This is a genomic window from Nocardia sp. NPDC004123, assembly GCF_053603795.1.
Genome location: NZ_JBSGGG010000017.1, coordinates 220,387 through 238,270 on the forward strand (window position 1 = coordinate 220,387; position 17,884 = coordinate 238,270).

At 69.2% G+C, this 17,884-nt stretch carries 21 protein-coding genes and 1 pseudogene; 11 read left to right on the forward strand and 11 right to left on the reverse strand.

Annotated elements, in window-relative coordinates:
* Nucleotides 1-106: 106 nt before the first annotated feature.
* From ACWEQQ_RS25705 to pgsA, 7 genes are all read right to left on the reverse strand, one after another.
* On the reverse strand, nt 107-1,051 hold the full coding sequence (locus tag ACWEQQ_RS25705; RefSeq protein ID WP_452349979.1) for a quinone oxidoreductase family protein: 945 nt from the start codon (nt 1,049-1,051) through the stop codon (nt 107-109).
* 71 nt (nt 1,052-1,122) lie between these two features.
* Nucleotides 1,123-1,299 carry a hypothetical protein gene (locus ACWEQQ_RS25710; protein WP_354839568.1) on the reverse strand — a complete coding sequence of 59 codons (177 nt, stop codon included), beginning with the start codon at nt 1,297-1,299 and terminating at the stop codon, nt 1,123-1,125.
* Nucleotides 1,300-1,530: 231 nt separating this feature from the next.
* Nucleotides 1,531-2,439, reverse strand: a complete 909-nt coding sequence (pspM, locus tag ACWEQQ_RS25715) for a phage shock envelope stress response protein PspM (protein ID WP_452349980.1) — start codon at nt 2,437-2,439, stop codon at nt 1,531-1,533.
* Nucleotides 2,440-2,820: 381 nt separating this feature from the next.
* Nucleotides 2,821-3,648, reverse strand: coding sequence for a phage shock protein PspA (pspA, locus tag ACWEQQ_RS25720; protein WP_354839563.1), 828 nt, complete (start codon nt 3,646-3,648; stop codon nt 2,821-2,823).
* Between the two features lie 186 nt (nt 3,649-3,834).
* On the reverse strand, nt 3,835-4,278 hold the full coding sequence (locus ACWEQQ_RS25725) for a helix-turn-helix domain-containing protein (protein ID WP_354839560.1): 444 nt from the start codon (nt 4,276-4,278) through the stop codon (nt 3,835-3,837).
* Nucleotides 4,279-4,359: 81 nt separating this feature from the next.
* Entirely contained in the window at nt 4,360-4,854 is a 495-nt protein-coding gene (locus ACWEQQ_RS25730; protein WP_452340540.1) for a CinA family protein, read from the reverse strand.
* Between the two features lie 52 nt (nt 4,855-4,906).
* On the reverse strand, nt 4,907-5,584 hold the full coding sequence (gene pgsA, locus ACWEQQ_RS25735) for a CDP-diacylglycerol--glycerol-3-phosphate 3-phosphatidyltransferase (RefSeq protein WP_452340415.1): 678 nt from the start codon (nt 5,582-5,584) through the stop codon (nt 4,907-4,909).
* Between the two features lie 120 nt (nt 5,585-5,704).
* Between pgsA and ACWEQQ_RS25740 the strand changes: the two genes are divergently transcribed.
* Nucleotides 5,705-6,247: an amino-acid N-acetyltransferase gene (locus ACWEQQ_RS25740; RefSeq protein ID WP_452340416.1), complete on the forward strand. Its 543-nt coding sequence runs from the start codon at nt 5,705-5,707 to the stop codon at nt 6,245-6,247.
* A 43-nt stretch (nt 6,248-6,290) separates the two neighbouring features.
* Nucleotides 6,291-6,575, forward strand: a complete 285-nt coding sequence (locus ACWEQQ_RS25745; RefSeq protein ID WP_354839554.1) for a YciI family protein — start codon at nt 6,291-6,293, stop codon at nt 6,573-6,575.
* Here ACWEQQ_RS25745 and ACWEQQ_RS25750 read toward each other — a convergent pair whose 3' ends face one another.
* The gene (locus ACWEQQ_RS25750; protein ID WP_452349981.1) at nt 6,576-7,691 is read right to left on the reverse strand and encodes a Gfo/Idh/MocA family protein; all 1,116 of its coding nucleotides are present in this window, start codon (nt 7,689-7,691) and stop codon (nt 6,576-6,578) included.
* A gap of 90 nt (nt 7,692-7,781) precedes the next feature.
* On the opposite strand from ACWEQQ_RS25750, the gene ACWEQQ_RS25755 reads away from it, so the two are divergent.
* The gene (locus ACWEQQ_RS25755; RefSeq protein WP_452340418.1) at nt 7,782-8,375 is read left to right on the forward strand and encodes a TetR/AcrR family transcriptional regulator; all 594 of its coding nucleotides are present in this window, start codon (nt 7,782-7,784) and stop codon (nt 8,373-8,375) included.
* Between the two features lie 50 nt (nt 8,376-8,425).
* Entirely contained in the window at nt 8,426-8,854 is a 429-nt protein-coding gene (locus ACWEQQ_RS25760) for a TIGR03668 family PPOX class F420-dependent oxidoreductase (protein ID WP_452340419.1), read from the forward strand.
* Here ACWEQQ_RS25760 and ACWEQQ_RS25765 read toward each other — a convergent pair.
* Nucleotides 8,808-10,187 carry a glycosyltransferase 87 family protein gene (locus ACWEQQ_RS25765; protein ID WP_452349982.1) on the reverse strand — a complete coding sequence of 460 codons (1,380 nt, stop codon included), beginning with the start codon at nt 10,185-10,187 and terminating at the stop codon, nt 8,808-8,810. The two genes, ACWEQQ_RS25760 and ACWEQQ_RS25765, sit on opposite strands and share 47 nt — an antisense overlap.
* A gap of 134 nt (nt 10,188-10,321) precedes the next feature.
* On the opposite strand from ACWEQQ_RS25765, the gene ACWEQQ_RS25770 reads away from it, so the two are divergent.
* Together ACWEQQ_RS25770 and ACWEQQ_RS25775 are read left to right on the forward strand one after the other, a co-directional pair.
* A complete protein-coding gene (locus tag ACWEQQ_RS25770; RefSeq protein WP_452349983.1) occupies nt 10,322-11,317 on the forward strand; it encodes a Gfo/Idh/MocA family protein in 996 nt (331 codons plus the stop codon).
* A 67-nt stretch (nt 11,318-11,384) separates the two neighbouring features.
* The gene (locus tag ACWEQQ_RS25775) at nt 11,385-12,869 is read left to right on the forward strand and encodes a dihydrolipoyl dehydrogenase family protein (protein ID WP_452349984.1); all 1,485 of its coding nucleotides are present in this window, start codon (nt 11,385-11,387) and stop codon (nt 12,867-12,869) included.
* A gap of 75 nt (nt 12,870-12,944) precedes the next feature.
* Here the strand turns inward: ACWEQQ_RS25775 and ACWEQQ_RS25780 are convergent, their stop codons facing one another.
* A complete protein-coding gene (locus ACWEQQ_RS25780; RefSeq protein WP_452349985.1) occupies nt 12,945-14,540 on the reverse strand; it encodes an ABC-F family ATP-binding cassette domain-containing protein in 1,596 nt (531 codons plus the stop codon).
* A gap of 247 nt (nt 14,541-14,787) precedes the next feature.
* Here ACWEQQ_RS25780 and ACWEQQ_RS25785 point away from each other — a divergent pair, with 247 nt between their 5' ends.
* Nucleotides 14,788-15,234: a nuclear transport factor 2 family protein gene (locus tag ACWEQQ_RS25785; RefSeq protein ID WP_452349986.1), complete on the forward strand. Its 447-nt coding sequence runs from the start codon at nt 14,788-14,790 to the stop codon at nt 15,232-15,234.
* On the opposite strand, the gene ACWEQQ_RS25790 is transcribed toward ACWEQQ_RS25785, so the two are convergent.
* On the reverse strand, nt 15,204-15,785 hold the full coding sequence (locus ACWEQQ_RS25790; protein WP_452349987.1) for an NUDIX domain-containing protein: 582 nt from the start codon (nt 15,783-15,785) through the stop codon (nt 15,204-15,206). The genes ACWEQQ_RS25785 and ACWEQQ_RS25790 overlap by 31 nt on opposite strands.
* Nucleotides 15,786-15,825: 40 nt before the next feature.
* Between ACWEQQ_RS25790 and ACWEQQ_RS25795 the strand changes: the two are divergent.
* From ACWEQQ_RS25795 to ACWEQQ_RS25810, 4 genes and pseudogenes are all read left to right on the forward strand, one after another.
* Nucleotides 15,826-15,966: pseudogene (locus tag ACWEQQ_RS25795) on the forward strand (RNA polymerase subunit sigma-24); the annotation flags it as partial.
* A gap of 451 nt (nt 15,967-16,417) precedes the next feature.
* Entirely contained in the window at nt 16,418-16,753 is a 336-nt protein-coding gene (locus ACWEQQ_RS25800) for a hypothetical protein (RefSeq protein WP_452349988.1), read from the forward strand.
* A 194-nt stretch (nt 16,754-16,947) separates the two neighbouring features.
* Entirely contained in the window at nt 16,948-17,298 is a 351-nt protein-coding gene (locus tag ACWEQQ_RS25805; RefSeq protein WP_452349989.1) for a hypothetical protein, read from the forward strand.
* A 180-nt stretch (nt 17,299-17,478) separates the two neighbouring features.
* The coding region (locus ACWEQQ_RS25810; protein WP_452349990.1) for an FAD-dependent oxidoreductase at nt 17,479-17,884 on the forward strand (406 nt) is incomplete at its 3' end.

Here is a 17,884-nt window from a genome sequence, read left to right on the forward strand (position 1 = left end):
GGCGGTCACTGGGTTGCAACCGCACACACGGCATATGTTGTGGGCAACAACATATGCCGTGTGAGTCACTCATATAGGACGTTTGGCCAAATCGATGCGGCCCGGTTCAGGGCAGCAGGATGACCTTTCCACCCGCGTGCCCCTCTATGACGAGCTCGTGCGCCGCGGCCGCCTCCGACAGCGGGAACGTCTTGGCGATCGCCAGATCCAGCTTGCCCGTGGACAAGAGCGGCAACAACTCACGCCAGGCATTGCCGCGGATCTCGGTGCCCGGATCGGCCCCGGGACCCATGCCGAGGGCCTTGAACCCCTCCGCGGCCGCCCGATCGAACGCCACGATGGTCGCGATCCGGCTCCGGTCGGCCACCAGTTCCAAGGAGACGTCGATCGCCTCCTCGGTGCCCACCGTGTCGAGGGCAACATCGATTCCGTTGGGGGCCAAGGCCTTGACGCGATCAGCCAGTCCCGGGCCGTACGCGACCGGCTCGACGCCGTAGGCGCGCAAGCGTTCATGCCGGCTCGGCGAGGCCGTGCCGATCACCCGCGCGCCCCGCGCCACCGCCAATTGCACGGCCAGCGCGCCGACACTGCCCGCGGCACCGTGGATCAGCACGGTGTCCCCGGGCCCGACGCCGGTCGCCGCGAGCAGATGCACCGCGGTCCCGCCGACACTGAGCACACCGGCCGCATGCTTCCAGTCCACATCGGCGGGTTTGGGCACGACCCGGGCGGCCGGCCCGGTGACGGCGGTGGCGTAGCCGCCGCCCACCGTCGCGATCACCTCGTCGCCGACCGAGATCGGCCCGGCCGGCCCCTCGGCGTCGGGACCCACCGCGGTGACCACTCCGGCCACCTCCAGGCCCAGCCGGATGGGCAATTTGCTGGGATCGGTGCCGAACGCACCGCTGTAGAGCTTGTAGTCGAAAGGATTCACCCCGGCGGCCCGCACCGCGATGCTGACCTCACCCGGCCCCGGCTCGGGCACCTCGACCTCGACCAGCGACAAGACTTCCGGTCCACCGTAAGCGGTGGCAACGACAGCAGTAGCCATCCCGCGATCATACGAAAAAAGGACCGCCCGTCCCCGCTACCGGGGCTGGACGGTCCGAAAGTTTCGACCGATCAGAACTTGCTCAGCGGCGACTTGTCCTTCGAGCCCGACACCGCCTTGTACAGCATGTACAGACCGAAGACGATGGCGCTCACCAGCAGAATCGGGAACAGTGCCTTGATCAGCCACCCGAGCACCGCGAAGGCGATCCATACGAGGACGACGACGCCGAGAATCTTCCAGAACATTACTGACCTCCCTAGTCTCCGAACCGCCGGCCGCGCGATCCGACACCATCCATACTGCGTCGCCCGCCTGAGAAAATCACCAGGTCAGCAGCGAAATCCGGGACAGATCAGGGTTCTCCCCGAGTCCCCCGGCCGAGGCGGCAGGCCGCGTTCGCCGGGGCCGCAGCCCGCCGACCTGCAACAGCCCGAGCCACGCCCCGGGAAAGCCCGGTTCACAGCGCTGCGGGCAGGTCAGGGATGGGCGCGGAAGCGCTGGTCGGCCAGATCGGTGAGGGCCTGGGCCCAGCCGTCGAGGCGGTCGGCGGCGTCGCGCAGGCCGAGCATGGCCCAGCCGAGATCGTCGGCGATGGCCGCGCTCTCGGGGACCGCCAGCACCCGGGCCGCGGCCGCGACCATGCCCTCGTATTCGACGACTCCGCCGTCAAGGCGGGTGGAAACAGCCCGGACGTGCTCGCCCAGTGGCGAACTCGCGCCGAGCGCACCGGCGGCCTGCTCCATGGCGACCACATCCTGTGCCAGCGCGTGCAGTGCGGCGGCCCCGGACGCGGCTGTTTCCAGGGTGTCGTTGAGATCGTCCTCGGGAAGCCGGCCCGTCCGTGCGATCTGCGAGTGCAGCCCGTGCAGCGCCCGCTCGGCCCGGACCAATCGGGCGATCGACGCTCGCGCCGCGGACCGGATCGGCGGCAGCTTCCGAGGCACGAAAGCGGCCTGCGGCAGCGGCTCCCGGCGCATCTCCAGATACCGCCGGGCCGTCACCGCGGTCCCGGTGACCAGCGCGACCGCACCACCACCGACTACGACCACCGCCCAGGCCGGCGCCGAAATCAGCACCAGTCCAACGGTTCCGGCCGTCGTCAACCCCGAAGCTGTTCCCAGCCGGAAACTCCGACGCCGTGCCCGGCGCCGCTTCCGCAGCTCACGCTCCCGCGGATCCGCCCACCTCCGCACGGCCACCAGCGCCTGCTCCCCCACCCCCCGCAACGTATCCGGCAGCCGCTGCGCCAACTCCTCGGGCTCGAACCCGGTGGGCGCCAACACTTCTCGCACCGCCTCGGTGGCCCGCTCGCGCCGCGCCCGTTTCCGCCGGTCGCCACCCGCAGTACCGGCGGGGTCACCGGCGCGGGCGCCACGTCCGGACACGGGTTGCGAATGAACCGGTGGCTGCACCGTGGATTCACGCGGCGCTTGACCAGCGCCCAGTGGCGATCCGCGGTCGATTCGCGGCGGCGTGGATGGCTCCGGCGCAGCGGATGCCGAGTGGCCAGTGAACCCGGCCGGATGGGGCGAGCGGTGCTCCGGCGCTGAGGAAATATTCGCTGCCGGTGTGGAAGCCGTTTCAGGCCCGGCGGTTTCGGGCTGCGCCGGAGGCTGCGCGGTTGCGGGCGGCGGGAACGGGGAGGGGAAACCCGGGATGGGGTCGGCGGTTCTGGTGCGGGTACGGCGCAGAAAACGGGCAGGGGAGGTCGCGGGACTCTTGTCGGCCCGCGATCTCCCCATCGTGCACTACCTTTCGCGCAGCAGTTACTGCTGGGCGGCCTGGCCCTTGTTGAAATTGGGCTGGGCGGCCGGCTGCGCGGGCTGGCCCTGCGGGATCTGCTGCTGGGTGCCACCGGCAGGCAGCGAGTCGCCGCGCATGGAGGCGCGAATCTGCTCGAGGCGGTTGTGGCCCGCCATCTGGACGCTGGCCTGCTGGACCTCGAGCATGCGGCCCTGGACCGAGTTGCCCGCCAGCTCGGCGGCGCCGAGCGCGTTGGCGTAGCGGCGTTCGATCTTCTCGCGCACCGCGTCCAGGCTGGGGACGGCGCCGGGGGCCGACAGGGTGGAGTCCATCTGCTGCAGCGAGGCCGAGACCTGCTCCTGCATCTTGGCCTGCTCCAGCTGCGAGAGCAGCTTGGTGCGCTCGGCGACCTTCTGCTGCAGCAGCATGGCGTTCTGCTCGACCGCCTTCTTGGCCTGCGCGGCGGCCTGCAGCGACTGGTCGTGCAGCACCTTCAGGTCCTCGACGGACTGTTCGGCGGTCACCAGCTGGGCGGCGAAAGCCTCAGCGGCATTGGTGTATTGGATGGCCTTCTCGGTGTCACCGGCACCGCTGGCCTGGTCGGCCAGCATAACCGCCTGGCGCGCATTGGCATTGAGCTTCTCGACCTCGTCCAGCTGGCGGTTGAGCTTCATCTCCAGCTGCCGCTGGTTGCCGATCACCGACGCGGCCTGCTGCGACAGGGCCTGATGCTGGCGCTGGGCTTCCTCGATGGCCTGCTGGATCTGAACCTTCGGATCCGCATGCTCCTCGATCTTCGAATCGAAGAGGGCCATCATGTACTTCCAGGCCTTCACGAACGGATTAGCCATCGATTGATCCCGCCTCCATATGACGTGCCGCGCCCCGTAGCGCGACAGTAGTGCGCGACCGTCGCGCACCCCTGTTGTCCCTATCTCCACTGTGCAACGGCCGTTCCGGAGATTTCGGCAACAGCGCGACGCCTCCGGCACGAAGCCTACAGAGAATTTATCCCTTTCGGCTCCACAGCACAGTGATCACTTGGCAGCCACCAGCACCAGACGATCCGACTTCGGGGCCGGAATCACAATGCGGGGGCCGAAAGTTCCATCCGCGGCCAGGGCAACGTCGCCGTCGCCACCCCGCGGGGTAACCTTCGCGGCCACCTTGGCGAGCCCGGCTTTGGCGGGCACTTTGCCGGCTCCCACACCCGCGGTGGCCTTGTCGGCGGCCAGCGCGGTGGCCTTGTCGGCGTCGGCCATGGTGGAACTCACGTCGAAGAGCACCTGCGCCAGTGGCACGTCCAGCGCCTGGCAGATGGCGGCCAGCAGTTCGCTGGACGCCTCCTTGCGGCCGCGCTCGACCTCCGACAGGTACCCCAGACTCACGCGCGCGGAGGTGGAGACCTCGCGCAGCGTCCGGCTCTGGGCAACCCGAGCGCGCCGCAGGCTTTCCCCGATGGCTTCTCGCAGCAGCGTCATCTCGTTCTCCTCACACTCGTCTCGCCGGACCCAGCGTTTGACTGGACAACGTCCGGCGTCGGCCGCGCGTTCCCGGCCTCGTCACTCGTCCCTGACGATGCGGACGAGCTCGGTGACCGCGGCGCGAACCGCGCCCACCCTGATCGTCCACCGGTCCCCCGACAACTTCAACCGAAGTACCTCGGTGGACTCCGGACCCGCTATACCAAGGAATACCGTGCCGACCGGTCGCCCGTCCTGTGGTTCGGGTCCGGCGACTCCGGTGAGTCCGATTCCCCAGTCCGCTCCGCAGCGGTGACGGGCCCCGACGGCGAGCTGTTCGGCGGTGGTCGCGGCTACCGGTCCGTCGGCGGCCAGGGTGTCGGCACTCACACCGGCGAGCGACTGCTTGAGGTCGGTGGCGTAGACGATCAGTCCACCCCGCAACACCGTGCTGGCGCCCGGAATTCCCGCGATGGTGGCGCTGAGCAGTCCCGCGGTCAGCGATTCCGCGGTGGCGACGGTCTGGCCGGCGGCGGCGAGCGCGGCCACCAGCTCGGCGGCGGGCGCCGAGGCGACGAGCGGGTCGGGCGGAATGGGCGGAGCGGTGGCTACGCGGGACAGCGCGGTCTCGACGTCGGGCCGCACGTCACGCCGCACGGCTGCCGCCCGGCGACCCGAACCAGAGGCGGGCCGCTTGCACGACGTAGTCGAGACCGGTGACGACCGTCAGCACGACGGCCGCATACATCAAGTCCATTCCGGCCGAAGCGAATCCGCCGGAGAGCGGCAGCAACAGCACGGCAATGGCGACGGACTGCACCAGCGTCTTGAGCTTGCCGCCCCGGCCCGCGGGAATCACCCCGCGCCGGACCACGGCCAGCCGCAGCAGGGTCACGCCCAGCTCGCGGGCCACGATGACGATCGTGATCCACCAGGGCAGATCGTGCAGCATCGACAATCCGACGAGCGCGGCCCCGATGAGCGCCTTGTCCGCGATCGGGTCGGCCAGCTTGCCGAAGTCGGTGACCAGGCCGTATTTGCGAGCCAGTTGCCCGTCGATGCGGTCGGTGATGGCGGCGACGCCGAACAGTCCGGCCGCGATCCAGCGCCACTCGGTGTCGTGCCCGCCGTGGGCGAACAGCGCCAGCAGAAACAGCGGCACGATCAGGATGCGCAGCACCGTCAGCACATTGGCGATGTTCAGCAGTGGCACGGCCGGCGGTTCCGCCGCCGCCTCCGGACGGGGCACGGGGGCGAATCCCGGACGCGCCGCGGGACCGGCATCGGTCCAGCGACCCTCCAACTCGTCACGTTGCACGGTCACCAGCGCCCCCACCGGCCGAGAGACCGGCCATGGTTTCCGGACCATGCCGGTATGTGGGAGAGCTGGATGTGCGACACACCGACAAGCCTATCGGTACGCGGGCCGACTACTGTGCACCCCATGACAACACGGGCACCTGACAGTGGTTCGATCGGCGGGCATGCGGCGATAGCGCCGATCGTCCGCCGAGCGCGAACCTCTGACGTGCCCGAGATCAAGAGCCTCATCGACATCTACGCCGGCCGGATCCTGCTCGAGAAGAACCTGGTGACGCTGTACGAGGCGGTCCAGGAATTCTGGGTGGCCGAGCGCGACGGCCAGATCCTCGGCTGCGGCGCGCTGCACGTGCTGTGGGCCGACCTCGGCGAGGTACGCACGGTCGCGGTGCACCCGGACATCAAGGGCACGGGTGCGGGGCGGCTGATCGTGGAGCAGCTCATCGCGGTCGCGCGCGAGCTGGAGCTGAAGCGGGTGTTCGTGCTGACCTTCGAGGTGGATTTCTTCGCCCGGCACGGGTTCGCGGAGATCGAGGGCACACCGGTGACCGCCGAGGTGTACGCCGAGATGTGCCGGTCCTACGACACCGGTGTCGCCGAGTTCCTGGATCTGTCCTACGTCAAGCCGAACACGCTCGGGAATACCCGAATGCTGTTGACGCTCTGACCTTCTCCGTATCCGTACCGACTTCGATCAGGAGCGAGAGCCCATGGCCGTCTTCGCCGTCCACTACGTCTACTCCGAGGCCACCGTCCCCGGCCGCGACATCCACCGGCCCGATCACCGGGCCTGGCTGAACAGCCTGGTCGACGCGGGCACCGTGCTCACCAGCGGTCCGTACCCGGACGGGTCGGGCGCGCTGATCCTGGTCCAGGCCGACGACCTGGAGGCGGTGACCACGCTGTTCGAGAACGACCCGTTCAACCGCGAGGGCCTGCTGACCGACAAGCGCATCGTCGAATGGCAGCCGACCATGGGCGCGTTCGTGTCCTGATCAGGCTTCGACCGTCTCGCGCCTGCCGGAGTCGGCGCTGCGCCGGATCGCGTCCAGGACGCGATGCACGTGCAGGCCGGTCCCGAAGGACGGGACCAGGTGGAGGTTGCGGCGGAGGTCGCCCGCCAGACGGTCGTAAAGCCTTGCCACATTGCGGGATTCGATCGGCAGCGTCGCGAAGGGCCCGGCCTCCTCGGGGGTCAGGTCCTGCCACACGCCGTCCGGGCCGTTGGATCCCAGCAGGCGCAGGTCGCACATCTGGATGCCGCCCGCTCCCGAAGGGCCGTCGCTGACAATCACCAGATCGCCGTCGGTGCCGGAGATTTCGATGCGGGTGCGGCCGTCGGTGACCTTGCCGTCGTGGATGTGGGCCGATACCGGTATGCCGGTGTCGGTGCGGCCGGTCAGCAGTAGGTGGTCCGGGCTGGTGACCGATACCCGCTCGCCGGTCTCGTCGATGATGGCGAGCGGGTGGCGGATCGCGAGCTCGGCCGAGACCTCGGTGAGCGGGCCGGCCAGGGATTCGATCGTCGCGAGGGTGTGGCCGCCCGCGACCTCCAGCATTCCCGCGCCGCTGTCGCGGTCCAGGGTGTAGGCCGCCCACTGCGGGATGCGGCCGCCCGCGCCCTTGCCGCGGGCCGCGTAGACCGTGACCGAAACCACCTTGCCCACGTAGCGGCTGTTGACCATCAAGGTTCGCGCACGCTGGACGGCGGGGGCGAGCCCGGCCTGCAGTCCGACGACGTGCAGTCCGGGAACGTCGACGGCCGCGGCCACGATGGCCTCGGCTTCGGCGGTGGTCCGGGTGAGCGGCCATTCGGAGTAGACGTGCTTGCCCGCTGCCAGCGCGGCGCGGATCAGTTCGGCGTGCGCCGGGACCTTCACGATGATGACGACCAGGTCGACATCGGGATGCTCGGCCAGTTCGCGCGCGTCGGTGAAGGCATGCTCCGCGCCGAACAGGTGGGCGGCGCGCTCGGCGCTCTCGCGGCGGCTGGTGCCGACCGCGGTCAGCTCGTAGTCCGACAGGGCCCGCAGGGCCGGGATGTGGGCGCGGGTGGCCCAGCCCCGGTCCGGGTTCGCGCCGATGATTCCCACTCGGATGCGATCCGACATCACTCACTCCTTCATCAAGCGGACTCGATGCGTCCGTTTTGGACGGTAGACAAGCGGACCCGGAAAGTCCACTTTTGCTAGAGTGCTGCCATGACCGCCGTCGATCGCCTGCTGGCCCGGGATGCCGCGCCGACTCCCCGCGCCGATGCCCGCCGCAATCTCGAACGGCTGGTCACGGCCGCGCGGGCGGCGGTGGCGGAGGTCGGGGTGGCGGTCACCGCGCAGGAGATCGCGCAGCGGGCCGGGGTGGGCAAGGGGACCTTCTATCGGCGGGTGCCCTCGCTCGACGCACTGCTGACGGCGGTGCTGGAGGAGGTCCTCGACGAGGGCATCGCGGCCGCCGACCGCGCCCTCGCCCAGCCGGACCCGTGGCAGGGATTCACCGAATTCGCCGCCGCGTACGTGGGTTTGCGGGCGGAGAGCTGCGGGGTCAACGATGCACTGGGCGGCGCGGGCAGCGGCGAGGTGGACCGCTGCATCGGCGAGCTGCGCGACCGGCTGCGCGAATTGGTCGGCAGGGCACAGCAGAACGGCTCGATGCGGGCCGATATCACCTGGGAGGACGTGGCTTTCGCGCTGGCCGGGGTCGGCACCGCCGATCACACCGTCGGCCTGCGGGCCGCCCCGGATCAATGGCAGCGCACGCTGCGCATCGTGCTGGACGGGCTGTCCACCCGCCGGTGACCACCGGTCCGGCGGTGGCGCACCACGACCGGCGGTCTACCGTCGATCTCGTGCGATCGGATGATGCCACGGCTCTGTCCAGGTTCCGCGCCGCCCGGGTGGCCCGGCTGGCCACCGCCGATACCACCGGCGTGCCACACCTGGTTCCCGTCACCTTCGCGGTCTCCCCCGCCGATTCGCCGCTGCTGGTGGTGATCGCGATCGACAACAAACCGAAGACCACCACCGATCTCCGCCGGCTCCGCAATATCGCCGCCAACCCTCGCGTTTCCCTCCTCGCCGATCACTACGACGAGGACTGGACCCGGCTGTGGTGGACGCGTCTCGACGGCACCGCCGACATCCTCGACGACACGGTGGACCGTGAGCTGCCGCTCGGCTGGCTGATCGCCAAATATCCGCAGTACCAAGCAGATCCGCCCGCGGGGCCGATCATTCGGATCGCAGTCGACTCGGTACGCGGCTGGTCGTACGCCTGATGACATAGCCGCTCGTCAGGATGTGGAGCAGGACATAGCAGCCCGCGTAAGTGGGCACCGTGATGTAGGCGAACCACACCGAGTTGTCGGCGCGCGGCATCATGAACAGGCCGATTCCGATGGGGTGCGGCGAATCCTCCATGGGCGGCCGGTCGGAGAAGGTCCACCACCAGCTGAAGGCGACCAGGACGACGACGACCGGGGCAAGCCAGGTCCAGCGGGTAGCGGCGGTACGGGCGTGATGCCAGGCGAGAATCAGCAAGGGCACGAACCACACCCAGTGGTGGCCCCACGAGAACGGTGACGCGCACGCGGCGGTCGTCCCGGTGACCGTGATCGCCAGCAGCTCCTGGTGGGCGCGATGGGCAAGGGTCGCGGCGGTGAGCCCGAGGGCCACGACCGGGAGCAGCGCGAGCAGCCACATCCAGGTGGGCGGCTGGAACACGGTCGCCCCGAACGCATTCGACGCGTAGCGCTCGACGTCGAAGAACCGCAGCAGCTGCGCGAGCAGACCGTTGACGGACTGGTTGCCCGGCGAATCGACCGCCCCGACCCGGCCGGCCGCGGTGACCTGTCCGCGCCAGTACGAGTACGCGTCGCCGGGCCGGGCGAGGAAGCCGAGGGCGATGGTCGCGGCGAACGCCCCGGCCGCCACACCCAATGTCCGCCATTGCCGGGTGCAAGCGAGATAGACGAGGAAGAACGCGGGTGTCAGTTTGATCCCGGCGGCGGTGCCGACTCCGAGACCGCGCAGCCGGGCCGCGGGCGGGCGGGTGAGGTCCCAGACGATGAGCAGGACCAGGAAGACATTGATCTGACCGAGCCAGATCGTGGAGCGCACCGGTTCGAGCACCGTGCAGATCACCGCCAGCACCAGCGCGAACATCCAGGTGCGCACCGTATTCGGGTATTTCAGCGTGCGCAGGCAGCACCCGGTCAGCGCGATCAGGGCCAGTATGGTCGCGGCCGACCACAGCGCCTCGGCGGTGACCAGGGAGATGATCGTGAGCGGAACGAAGACCAAGGCCGCGAACGGGGTGTAGGTGAACTCCATGCCGAACACGACGGGCCCGTCGTAGAGCCCCGCCCGATTCCGCAGGGCCGCTCCGCCCGCCTGATACACGTCCAGATCAAGGCCGTTGTTGAACAGGCCGTAGTACGGATTGCCGATGGGTATGGCGAAGACGTGCCACAGCAGCGCGGCCACCATGAGGATGAGCCCGCCGACCAGCATCCGATCGGTCACACGGGGTTCGGTGCTCCGGCGACCGATCCGGGTGATGTCGCGCTGCCCGGAGAGATCCTCGGCAAACTCCTTGGCCCCCAAAACCATTTGGCTACCATAACCAAGCCCGGCCCGGCCGATCCTCCCAATCACGGTGCTACACCATGGCTCTCGCGGCTCGGCGGTAAAACCGCTGGGAAGCACGGGTATTCGGGAAGCGGGCAGACTGTTAGGGTCGGCGGATGAGCGATGGCACGCAGCTTCGGATCGGGATTCTCGGGGCGGCGAATATCGCGCCGATGGCGCTGATCGGCCCGGCCGGGCGAAATCCGGAAGTTGTGGTGGCCGCGGTCGCGGCACGGGACCGGGGACGGGCGGAGGAGTTCGCCCGCAAGTACGGGATCGGACAGGTCTACGGCAGCTACGAGGCGCTGGTCGGGGCGGACGACCTGGACGCGGTGTACATCCCACTGCCGAACGGCCTGCACGGGCGGTGGATCCGCGCCGCGGTCGAGGCCGGCAAGCATGTGCTGTGCGAGAAGCCGTTCACCGCCGATGCCGGAGAGGCACGGGAGATCGCCACGCTGGCCGGAACATCGGATCGAGTGGTGATGGAGGCGTTCCACTACCGGTATCACCCGCTGACGCTGGCGGCCGAGAAGATCATTGCCTCAGGTGAATTGGGGACGCTGCGGCGGGTGGAGACCGCGCTGTGCTTCCCCCTGCCCAAGTTCTCCGATATCCGCTACAACTACGACCTCGCGGGCGGGGCGCTGATGGACGCGGGCAGCTATGCCGTGCACATGGCCCGGACCTTCGGCGGCGAGCAGCCCGAAGTGGTTACGGCGCAGGCGAAATTGCGCGATCCGCGCATCGACCGCGCCATGACCGCGGAGCTGCGCTTCCCCTCCGGGCACACCGGCCGCATCCGCTGCTCCATGTGGTCGTCGGATCTGGTCCGGATCAGCGCCACGGTGATCGGCGATCGCGGCCGGATGCGGCTGCTCAATCCGGTGGCGCCGCAGCTGGGGCACGTGCTGTGGCTGAGCACCGAGAATGGCCGCAGCCTGCGGCAATTCGGGCGGCGCGCGTCGTACGACTATCAGCTCGACGCCTTCGCCGGGGCGGTGCTGCGGGGCGAGCCGATCCTCACCACGCCCGCCGAAGCCGCCGCGAACATGAGCGTCATCGATGCCGTTTATCAGGCGGCCGGGCTGCCGCTGCGCCGGCCGAGCTGACATTACGACCGCCTCTCCGGGACCGGGCGGGCCCCCGGCTGCCGAGCGCGGAGCGCGAGGGCACACCATGTCCGGTGTGAACACCCAGACTTGCGACGTCATTGTCATCGGGGCCGGACCGGTCGGCGAGAATGTCGCCGACCGCACCGCCGCGGCCGGGCTCGACACGATCATCGTCGAGTCGGAGCTGGTCGGCGGCGAATGCTCCTACTGGGCTTGCCAGCCCAGTAAGGCGCTGCTGCGCCCGGCCCTGCTGTACGGCGAGGCAGTGCGCTTCCCCGGGGTCGGCGCCGCGGTCACCGGGCCGCTCGATACCCGCGCGGTGCTGGAGCACCGCGACCGCATGGCCTCCGACTGGAACGACCACGGTCAGGTCGAATGGCTCGACAAGGCCGGTATCTCGCTCCTGCGCGGCCACGGCCGGCTCGACGGAGTGCGGCAGGTGACGGTGCAGACCCCCGACGGCGACACGGTGCGATTGCAGGCCCGGCACGCGGTCGCGATCTGCACCGGCAGCCGCGCGGCACTGCCGCCGCTGCCTGGACTGGATGCGCTGCGGCCGTGGACGAGCCGGGAGGCCACCAGCGCGTCCGAGGTTCCGGGGCGGCTGGCCATCGTGGGCGCCGGGGTGGTGGCGACCGAAATGGCCACGGCCTGGCGGGCACTCGGCTCGCAGGTCACGCTGATCGCGCGGGGTGCGCGCCTGCTGGACCGGATGGAACCCTTCGCGGCCGACCTGGTTGCCGACCGGCTCCGGGCGGCGGGCGTGGACCTGCGGTTCGGGCGGACCATCGCGACGGCCGAGCGGGCGGGTGGGCCCGATGACAGCATCCATCTCACTCTCGACGACGGCGCGCGGATCGTCGCGGATGAACTGCTGTTCGCGACCGGTCGCGCGCCGCGCACCGCGGACATCGGCCTCGACACCATCGGACTGGACCCGGGCGCGTGGCTGGCCACCGACGACACCTACACGGTGACCGCCGTCGACGGCGAATGGCTGTACGCCGCAGGCGATGTCAATCATCGGGCGCTGCTCACCCATCAGGGCAAGTATCAGGCGCGCATCGCGGGCGCGGTGATCGCCGACCGGGCCCGCGGCCGCACGCTCGAGACGGGTCCGTTCGGACGGCATTCGGGCACCGCCGATCTGGTCGCCGTGCCGCAGGTGGTGTTCACCGAACCGGAGGTAGCGGCGGTCGGGCTCACCGCCGCGGAGGCCGCGCGCCAGGGCCGGGCCGTCGACATCGTCGACTACGACCTCGGCCGGGTTGCCGGTGCGGTGCAATACGATCCGGACTATCGCGGCCGGGCGCGGGTTCTCGTCGATCCCGAGCGCGGGGTGCTCGTCGGGGCGACGTTCGCCGGGGGCGGGGTGGCCGAGCTCCTGCATTCGGCGACCATCGCCATCACCGGCGAGGTCCCCATCGACCGGCTCTGGCACGCGGTGCCCGCGTACCCCACGATCAGTGAAATCTGGCTGCGAGTGCTGGAAACCTATCGCGATCAACAACATTCGCAGGTGCAGGCCGCTGGGGACTCGGCGTCCTGAACAAGGGTCGCGGAATCCATAGTTGCACCACCGGTTCCGGTGCCGGGCCACGGTGGGGCCCGGCGCCGGAGGGGGTTACAGGGAGCCGCGTTGCCGCAGGTTGCCCGCATGGTCGAGCTCGACGACGGTGTCGATGCCGATCCGGTGCAGGAACGGATAGTCGTGGCTGACCACCAGGATCGCGCCGCGATACTCGGCCAGCGCCTCGACCAGTTGATCGACGCTGGCGATATCGAGGTTGTTGGTCGGCTCGTCGAGGATCAGCAGCTGAGCCGGTGGATCGGCCAGGAGCAGGCGCGCCAGCGACACCCGGAAGCGTTCACCGCCCGACAGCGTCGAGACCGGGCGTTCGACACTGCTGCCGCGAAGCAGCAAGCGGGCCAGCTGATTACGGATCGTGGCCGGTGCGGTGCTGGTGGCCACCGCGTGCACATTGCCGAGCGCGCCGACCTGCTCGTCGAGATTGTCCAGACGTTGCGGCAGGTAGCCCACCCGGTCGGTGAGCAGGGTGCCGCGTTCCGGGTGGCGGCCGCTGAGCAGGTGCTCGACCAGCGTCGACTTGCCCGCGCCATTGGGGCCGATCAGGGCGACCCGTTCCGGGCCCTGGATGACGATGGTGTGGTCGCCGTCGCCGAGTTCCGCGATGCGGCGGCTGCGCGGCACGTCGGGGTCGGGCAGATCGAGATGGATGTGCTCGTCGCGGCGGACCCGCGCGGCTGCGGCGTCCAGGACATCCTGGGCGGCACGGACTTTGGCGTCGAGCGTGGTGCGCATGGCCCCGGCCGAGCCCTGCGCCCGGCTGGCCCGGTTGCCCGCGAGGATGCGTGGAATGCCGCCGTCCCGCTGCGTCGCACGCGCCGTGCGCTCGCGCCGGGCCAGTTTGGTCTCGGCCTCGATGCGCTGCCGCTTCTCGACCTTCAACGCCTGCTCGGCGGTTCGCGCCGCCTGCTGGGCCGCGGCCTGTTCCTGCTCGACGTGCTCCTGCCACGCACTGTAGGGACCGCCGTATACCTCCAGGGTCGCGCCGTGCAGTTCCGCCGTGGCGTCCATGCGCTCCAGCAGTTCCAGATCGTGGCTCACCACGACGAGCGTGCCCGGCCAGGAATCCACGAATTCCGCCAGCTTGGCGCGGGTTTCGCGATCGAGGTTGTTGGTGGGCTCGTCGAGCAGCGTGATCGGGGTGCGCCTGATCCGCAGCCCGGTGACGGCGATGAGAACGGCCTCGCCGCCGGAGATCTCGCCGACCCTGCGGTCGAGATCGGCTGCGCTGAAACCGATTTCGTGCAACATTTCGTCGGCGCGGGCTTCGATGTCCCAGTCGTCGCCGATGGTCTCGAAGTGCTTCTCCTCGGTGTCGCCGGCTTCGATCGCCCGCAGGGCCGCGAGTGTGCCTGCGATACCGAGCAATTGCGCGATGGTGTCGTTCCGGGCGAGCGTGAGGTGCTGCGGGAGATACCCCACGTCGCCGCTGGTTTCCACGCGCCCCGAGGTCGGGGTCAGGATGCCGGCGATCAGGCGCAGCAGCGTGGACTTCCCCGCGCCGTTACGCCCCACCAAACCGGTACGCCCGGTGGTGAACACACCATCGACCCCCGCGAGAGCGACGGTCCCGTCGGGCCATTCGAATGACAGATTCTGCAGCGTGATCGCTGCTTGCATGGATGAAGACATGTGTCGACAGACTCTTCCTGCTCATGGGATTACCGACGCCGCCGACATACACCAGAAATCAACGGCCCATTCCCGATTCGGAACGCCGTGCAGCAGGTGTGATCGCAACGCCGCCTTCGAGTAGGCGGCTAGAGTCTGTCGACCTCGATGAGCATCCGGCCACCCTACCAGGGCCCGCACACACTCCGTTACCGTCGCCGTCGCCGATTGCCAGTGCACTGCCAGCAGACGCTGCGATGCTCTCCTGGTGTCTTTCGAACAGGAATACCAGCTGAGCCGGCTGGTCACCCGGTACGGCCGTGTGATCGACGACCGTGATTGGAACGGACTCGGCAGCCTGCTCGCCGACTCCGTGACACTGGACTTCAGCTCACTGTGGGGCGGCGAAGCGGAGACGGTGAGCCGGACCGAACTGGTGCGGCGCTGGCGTGACATGGGCGAAAGCCTCGATGCCACCCAGCACCTCATCACCGGCATCCTCGCCGAAATCGACGGCGAACGCGCCACCGTGACCACGAATCTGGTTGCCACGCACCGCCGCTCGACTACCACCGGAGGACCCCTGTGGGTAGTCGGCGGCGTCTACCGATTCGGACTGCTGGCCACCGCGACATCCTGGGCCATCAACGAACTCGCCCTCCGCGCAACCTGGGTCGACGGCAATCAAGCCGTCGTGACCGCAGCACCCCGCTGACAGTCGTCGAGCTTCAGAATGAATCGCGGCAGGTGGGGATCGGTGGCGGGCAGGCCGTCCGGGTCGAGGTCCCACCACTGGCCGCCGTCGAACTCGGTCGGGTCGAGCGGATAGTCGCGGGTGCGGTCGCCGCGAATCACGTACCAGAGCGACACATCGATATGGCCCGCCGCCTGCCCCACTGTCGTTGTCCGGGTGAGGAACAGCGGATGCTCTCCGACCAGGTCGAAGACCGGGTCGATGCCGAGTTCCTCCCCCGCCTCGCGGCGGGCGGTCTCCCGTGGATGCTCGCCGGCCTCGACGTGGCCGCCCATCGGCAGGTGCAGACCCGCCATCCGATGCCGGCCGAGGAAGATCCCGCGCTCGCGGGGATCGACCAGCACCACATAGGCGACAAGGTGCGGTGACGGCGTGGCGGGCTTGACACGCCGGAAGATGTCGTCGGTCGACGCGAGCCACTCCAATGTGGTTGCGCGGTGCTGCCGTTCGAGGTCATCGAAGGGCGTGATCGCCGCGACGACATCCGCGACCATGGCGGTAGCAGGCTGCATACCGGCGAACCTACCTCTGGGGTACGACACCGAGGAGACGGCCCTGGTCATCCGACTCGACGGAGAGATCGACGGAGTCGTGGCGGTCCGGATCGACGACGGCCTCGTCACTGGACTCTACTTCGTGCGCAATCCCCAGAAGCTGTCGCGGATCGCACCGGAAACCACAGTCAACCGCTGAATCCGGCGCACCGCACCAACAAATTCCGCGCGGTTGGGGGGCGATGTTTCACATCGGGTTCGGGCGGATCGCCGGCGGGGTTCGGAAGGTCTGCGCCAGAATGATTTTGGCGGTTAACGATCGGGTTCGGTGGGACGACATCAGGGCAGCGGATCCATTGTGGATCGTGGTCGGGGTGATTCGGGTTCAAGGTCAGGGGAGACCTATGCGCAGCACACATGTCAGCCGTCGGTCGATCGCGTTCGTGCTGGTGGGGCAGCGGGCGGGGGTGACCGTTGTCGGCGTCCTCACCTGTGCGGCAGTGGTTGCGGGCTGCACGACGACGTCGACGGTCACGCCCACCGGCCGGCCATCGGCGACAGCTACCGCCGCGGCGACGGCTGCTGTCCCGGGCTCGGTATCTGAAACAACCCCTGTGCCGACAACGTCATTGGTGGCCGAGCCCCCGGTCGTGCCGACTCGGGCACCGTCGAAGCAGCCGGAGTCGAGCCCCGAACCGCAGGCCGGGAAGACGTTTCCCGGCGAGGGCCTCACCGCTCAGCAAGCCCGTGACCTGCAGCAGGGCGTGGACAGCGGGCACCAGCCGTGGCGCCTGGATCGAGTCCAGGTCGCAAAGGCCTTCGTGCAGCAGCGATTCGGATGGGCCACTGTTCAGGCCGCCGCCGAGGGTCCGACCAGCGTCGTGGTCACCAATCAGGACGGCAGCAAACTCACGCTGCAGGTCGGTCAGCCGGTGACACAGGGCAGCCACGGCATCTGGGTCGTCGACAGCGGCACCTGGGACTGACTCCAGCGGGAACGCACTCGGCACCGGCGCGTTCACAAATCGGCGGGCCTACACGAATTTGCTGATTCCTGTTCGTACACAACACATTTCGGCCCGCGCACAGTGGGGCACCGCCGACGGTAACCTGTTTCGGGAGCGCGCAATCGGGAACCCGATGGACAGGGCAGTGTACGAACCGGAAGGAGCGCGCCCCTATGCCACCACGCAATCTCCACCCCGAAACGGTCCGTGAGCCACCCGCGGGCGCCACGGTGCCGACTCTCCTGGACGGTGTGTCGTGGCCCGGCTTCGCCCTGCTGCTGGTCGGTGTCATCGCGCTGGCCATGACGCCCGGTAGCAGCTGGACCGATCTGTGGGCCGCCGTGGCCGCGATCGCACTGATCGCCGGCGTCGGCTGGATCACCGTCGAACATCGGCGGTACCTGGCTCGGCACGAGCCGCTGACGGCTGGAATGGGCACGATGGGCCGGACGCCCAACGTGACCGATCGAGCCCCGGACCGGTCTGCGTCGGCTCGGGGCTCGCTCGGGGGTAATCGCCCATGATGATCGCTCAGCATGTTTGACGGCTCTGGACAGTACCGGGCCGGAGTGCCGCCGATCCGGAGCTGTGGCCTGAGACACGCACACTGTCCAGTGGCTGTTGCCGCTGCCGCCCGGCGGAAGGCGGTCACGGGTGGTCGAGCAAGATAGGTGGCGATTTCCCCGAGGTACAAGGAGAAGTAAGTGCAACGCATCGGCGTGATCGGCGGCGGCACCATGGGTGCCGGCATCGCCGAGGTGGCCGCCCGCGCTGGCGGGTCGGTCCTGGTTCTCGAGCGCGACACCGCGGCGGCCGACGCCGCCGTCTCACGCATCGAGAAGTCCCTGGCCCGCGCGGTCAAGTCCGGCCGCCTCGAGCAGGCCGCGGCCGACGAGGCCCGCGCCCGCATCACCCTCACCACTTCGATCGACGACTTCGCCGACCGCGAGCTGGTCATCGAGGCGGCCCCCGAGATCGAGACGCTGAAGACCGAGTTCTTCGCCAAGCTGGACGCCATCGTCTCCCCCGAGACCATCCTGGCCACCAACACCTCGTCCATCCCGGTCATCCGGCTGGCCAATGCCACCGCCAACCCGGGCCGCGTCGTGG

Bases quoted from the DNA above. Each gene is read 5' to 3' on its own strand.
- ACWEQQ_RS25725 (WP_354839560.1), bottom strand. From the start codon at position 4,278: ATGACGCTGCTGCGAGAAGCCATCGGGGAAAGCCTGCGGCGCGCTCGG.
- ACWEQQ_RS25755 (WP_452340418.1), top strand. From the start codon at position 7,782: ATGACCGCCGTCGATCGCCTGCTGGCCCGGGATGCCGCGCCGACTCCC.
- ACWEQQ_RS25765 (WP_452349982.1), bottom strand. From the start codon at position 10,187: ATGGTTTTGGGGGCCAAGGAGTTTGCCGAGGATCTCTCCGGGCAGCGC.
- ACWEQQ_RS25790 (WP_452349987.1), bottom strand. From the start codon at position 15,785: ATGCAGCCTGCTACCGCCATGGTCGCGGATGTCGTCGCGGCGATCACG.
- ACWEQQ_RS25770 (WP_452349983.1), top strand. From the start codon at position 10,322: ATGAGCGATGGCACGCAGCTTCGGATCGGGATTCTCGGGGCGGCGAAT.
- ACWEQQ_RS25750 (WP_452349981.1), bottom strand. From the start codon at position 7,691: ATGTCGGATCGCATCCGAGTGGGAATCATCGGCGCGAACCCGGACCGG.
- ACWEQQ_RS25780 (WP_452349985.1), bottom strand. From the start codon at position 14,540: ATGTCTTCATCCATGCAAGCAGCGATCACGCTGCAGAATCTGTCATTC.
- ACWEQQ_RS25745 (WP_354839554.1), top strand. From the start codon at position 6,291: ATGGCCGTCTTCGCCGTCCACTACGTCTACTCCGAGGCCACCGTCCCC.
- ACWEQQ_RS25805 (WP_452349989.1), top strand. From the start codon at position 16,948: ATGCCACCACGCAATCTCCACCCCGAAACGGTCCGTGAGCCACCCGCG.
- ACWEQQ_RS25775 (WP_452349984.1), top strand. From the start codon at position 11,385: ATGTCCGGTGTGAACACCCAGACTTGCGACGTCATTGTCATCGGGGCC.
- pspA (WP_354839563.1), bottom strand. From the start codon at position 3,648: ATGGCTAATCCGTTCGTGAAGGCCTGGAAGTACATGATGGCCCTCTTC.
- ACWEQQ_RS25710 (WP_354839568.1), bottom strand. From the start codon at position 1,299: ATGTTCTGGAAGATTCTCGGCGTCGTCGTCCTCGTATGGATCGCCTTC.
- ACWEQQ_RS25705 (WP_452349979.1), bottom strand. From the start codon at position 1,051: ATGGCTACTGCTGTCGTTGCCACCGCTTACGGTGGACCGGAAGTCTTG.
- ACWEQQ_RS25740 (WP_452340416.1), top strand. From the start codon at position 5,705: ATGACAACACGGGCACCTGACAGTGGTTCGATCGGCGGGCATGCGGCG.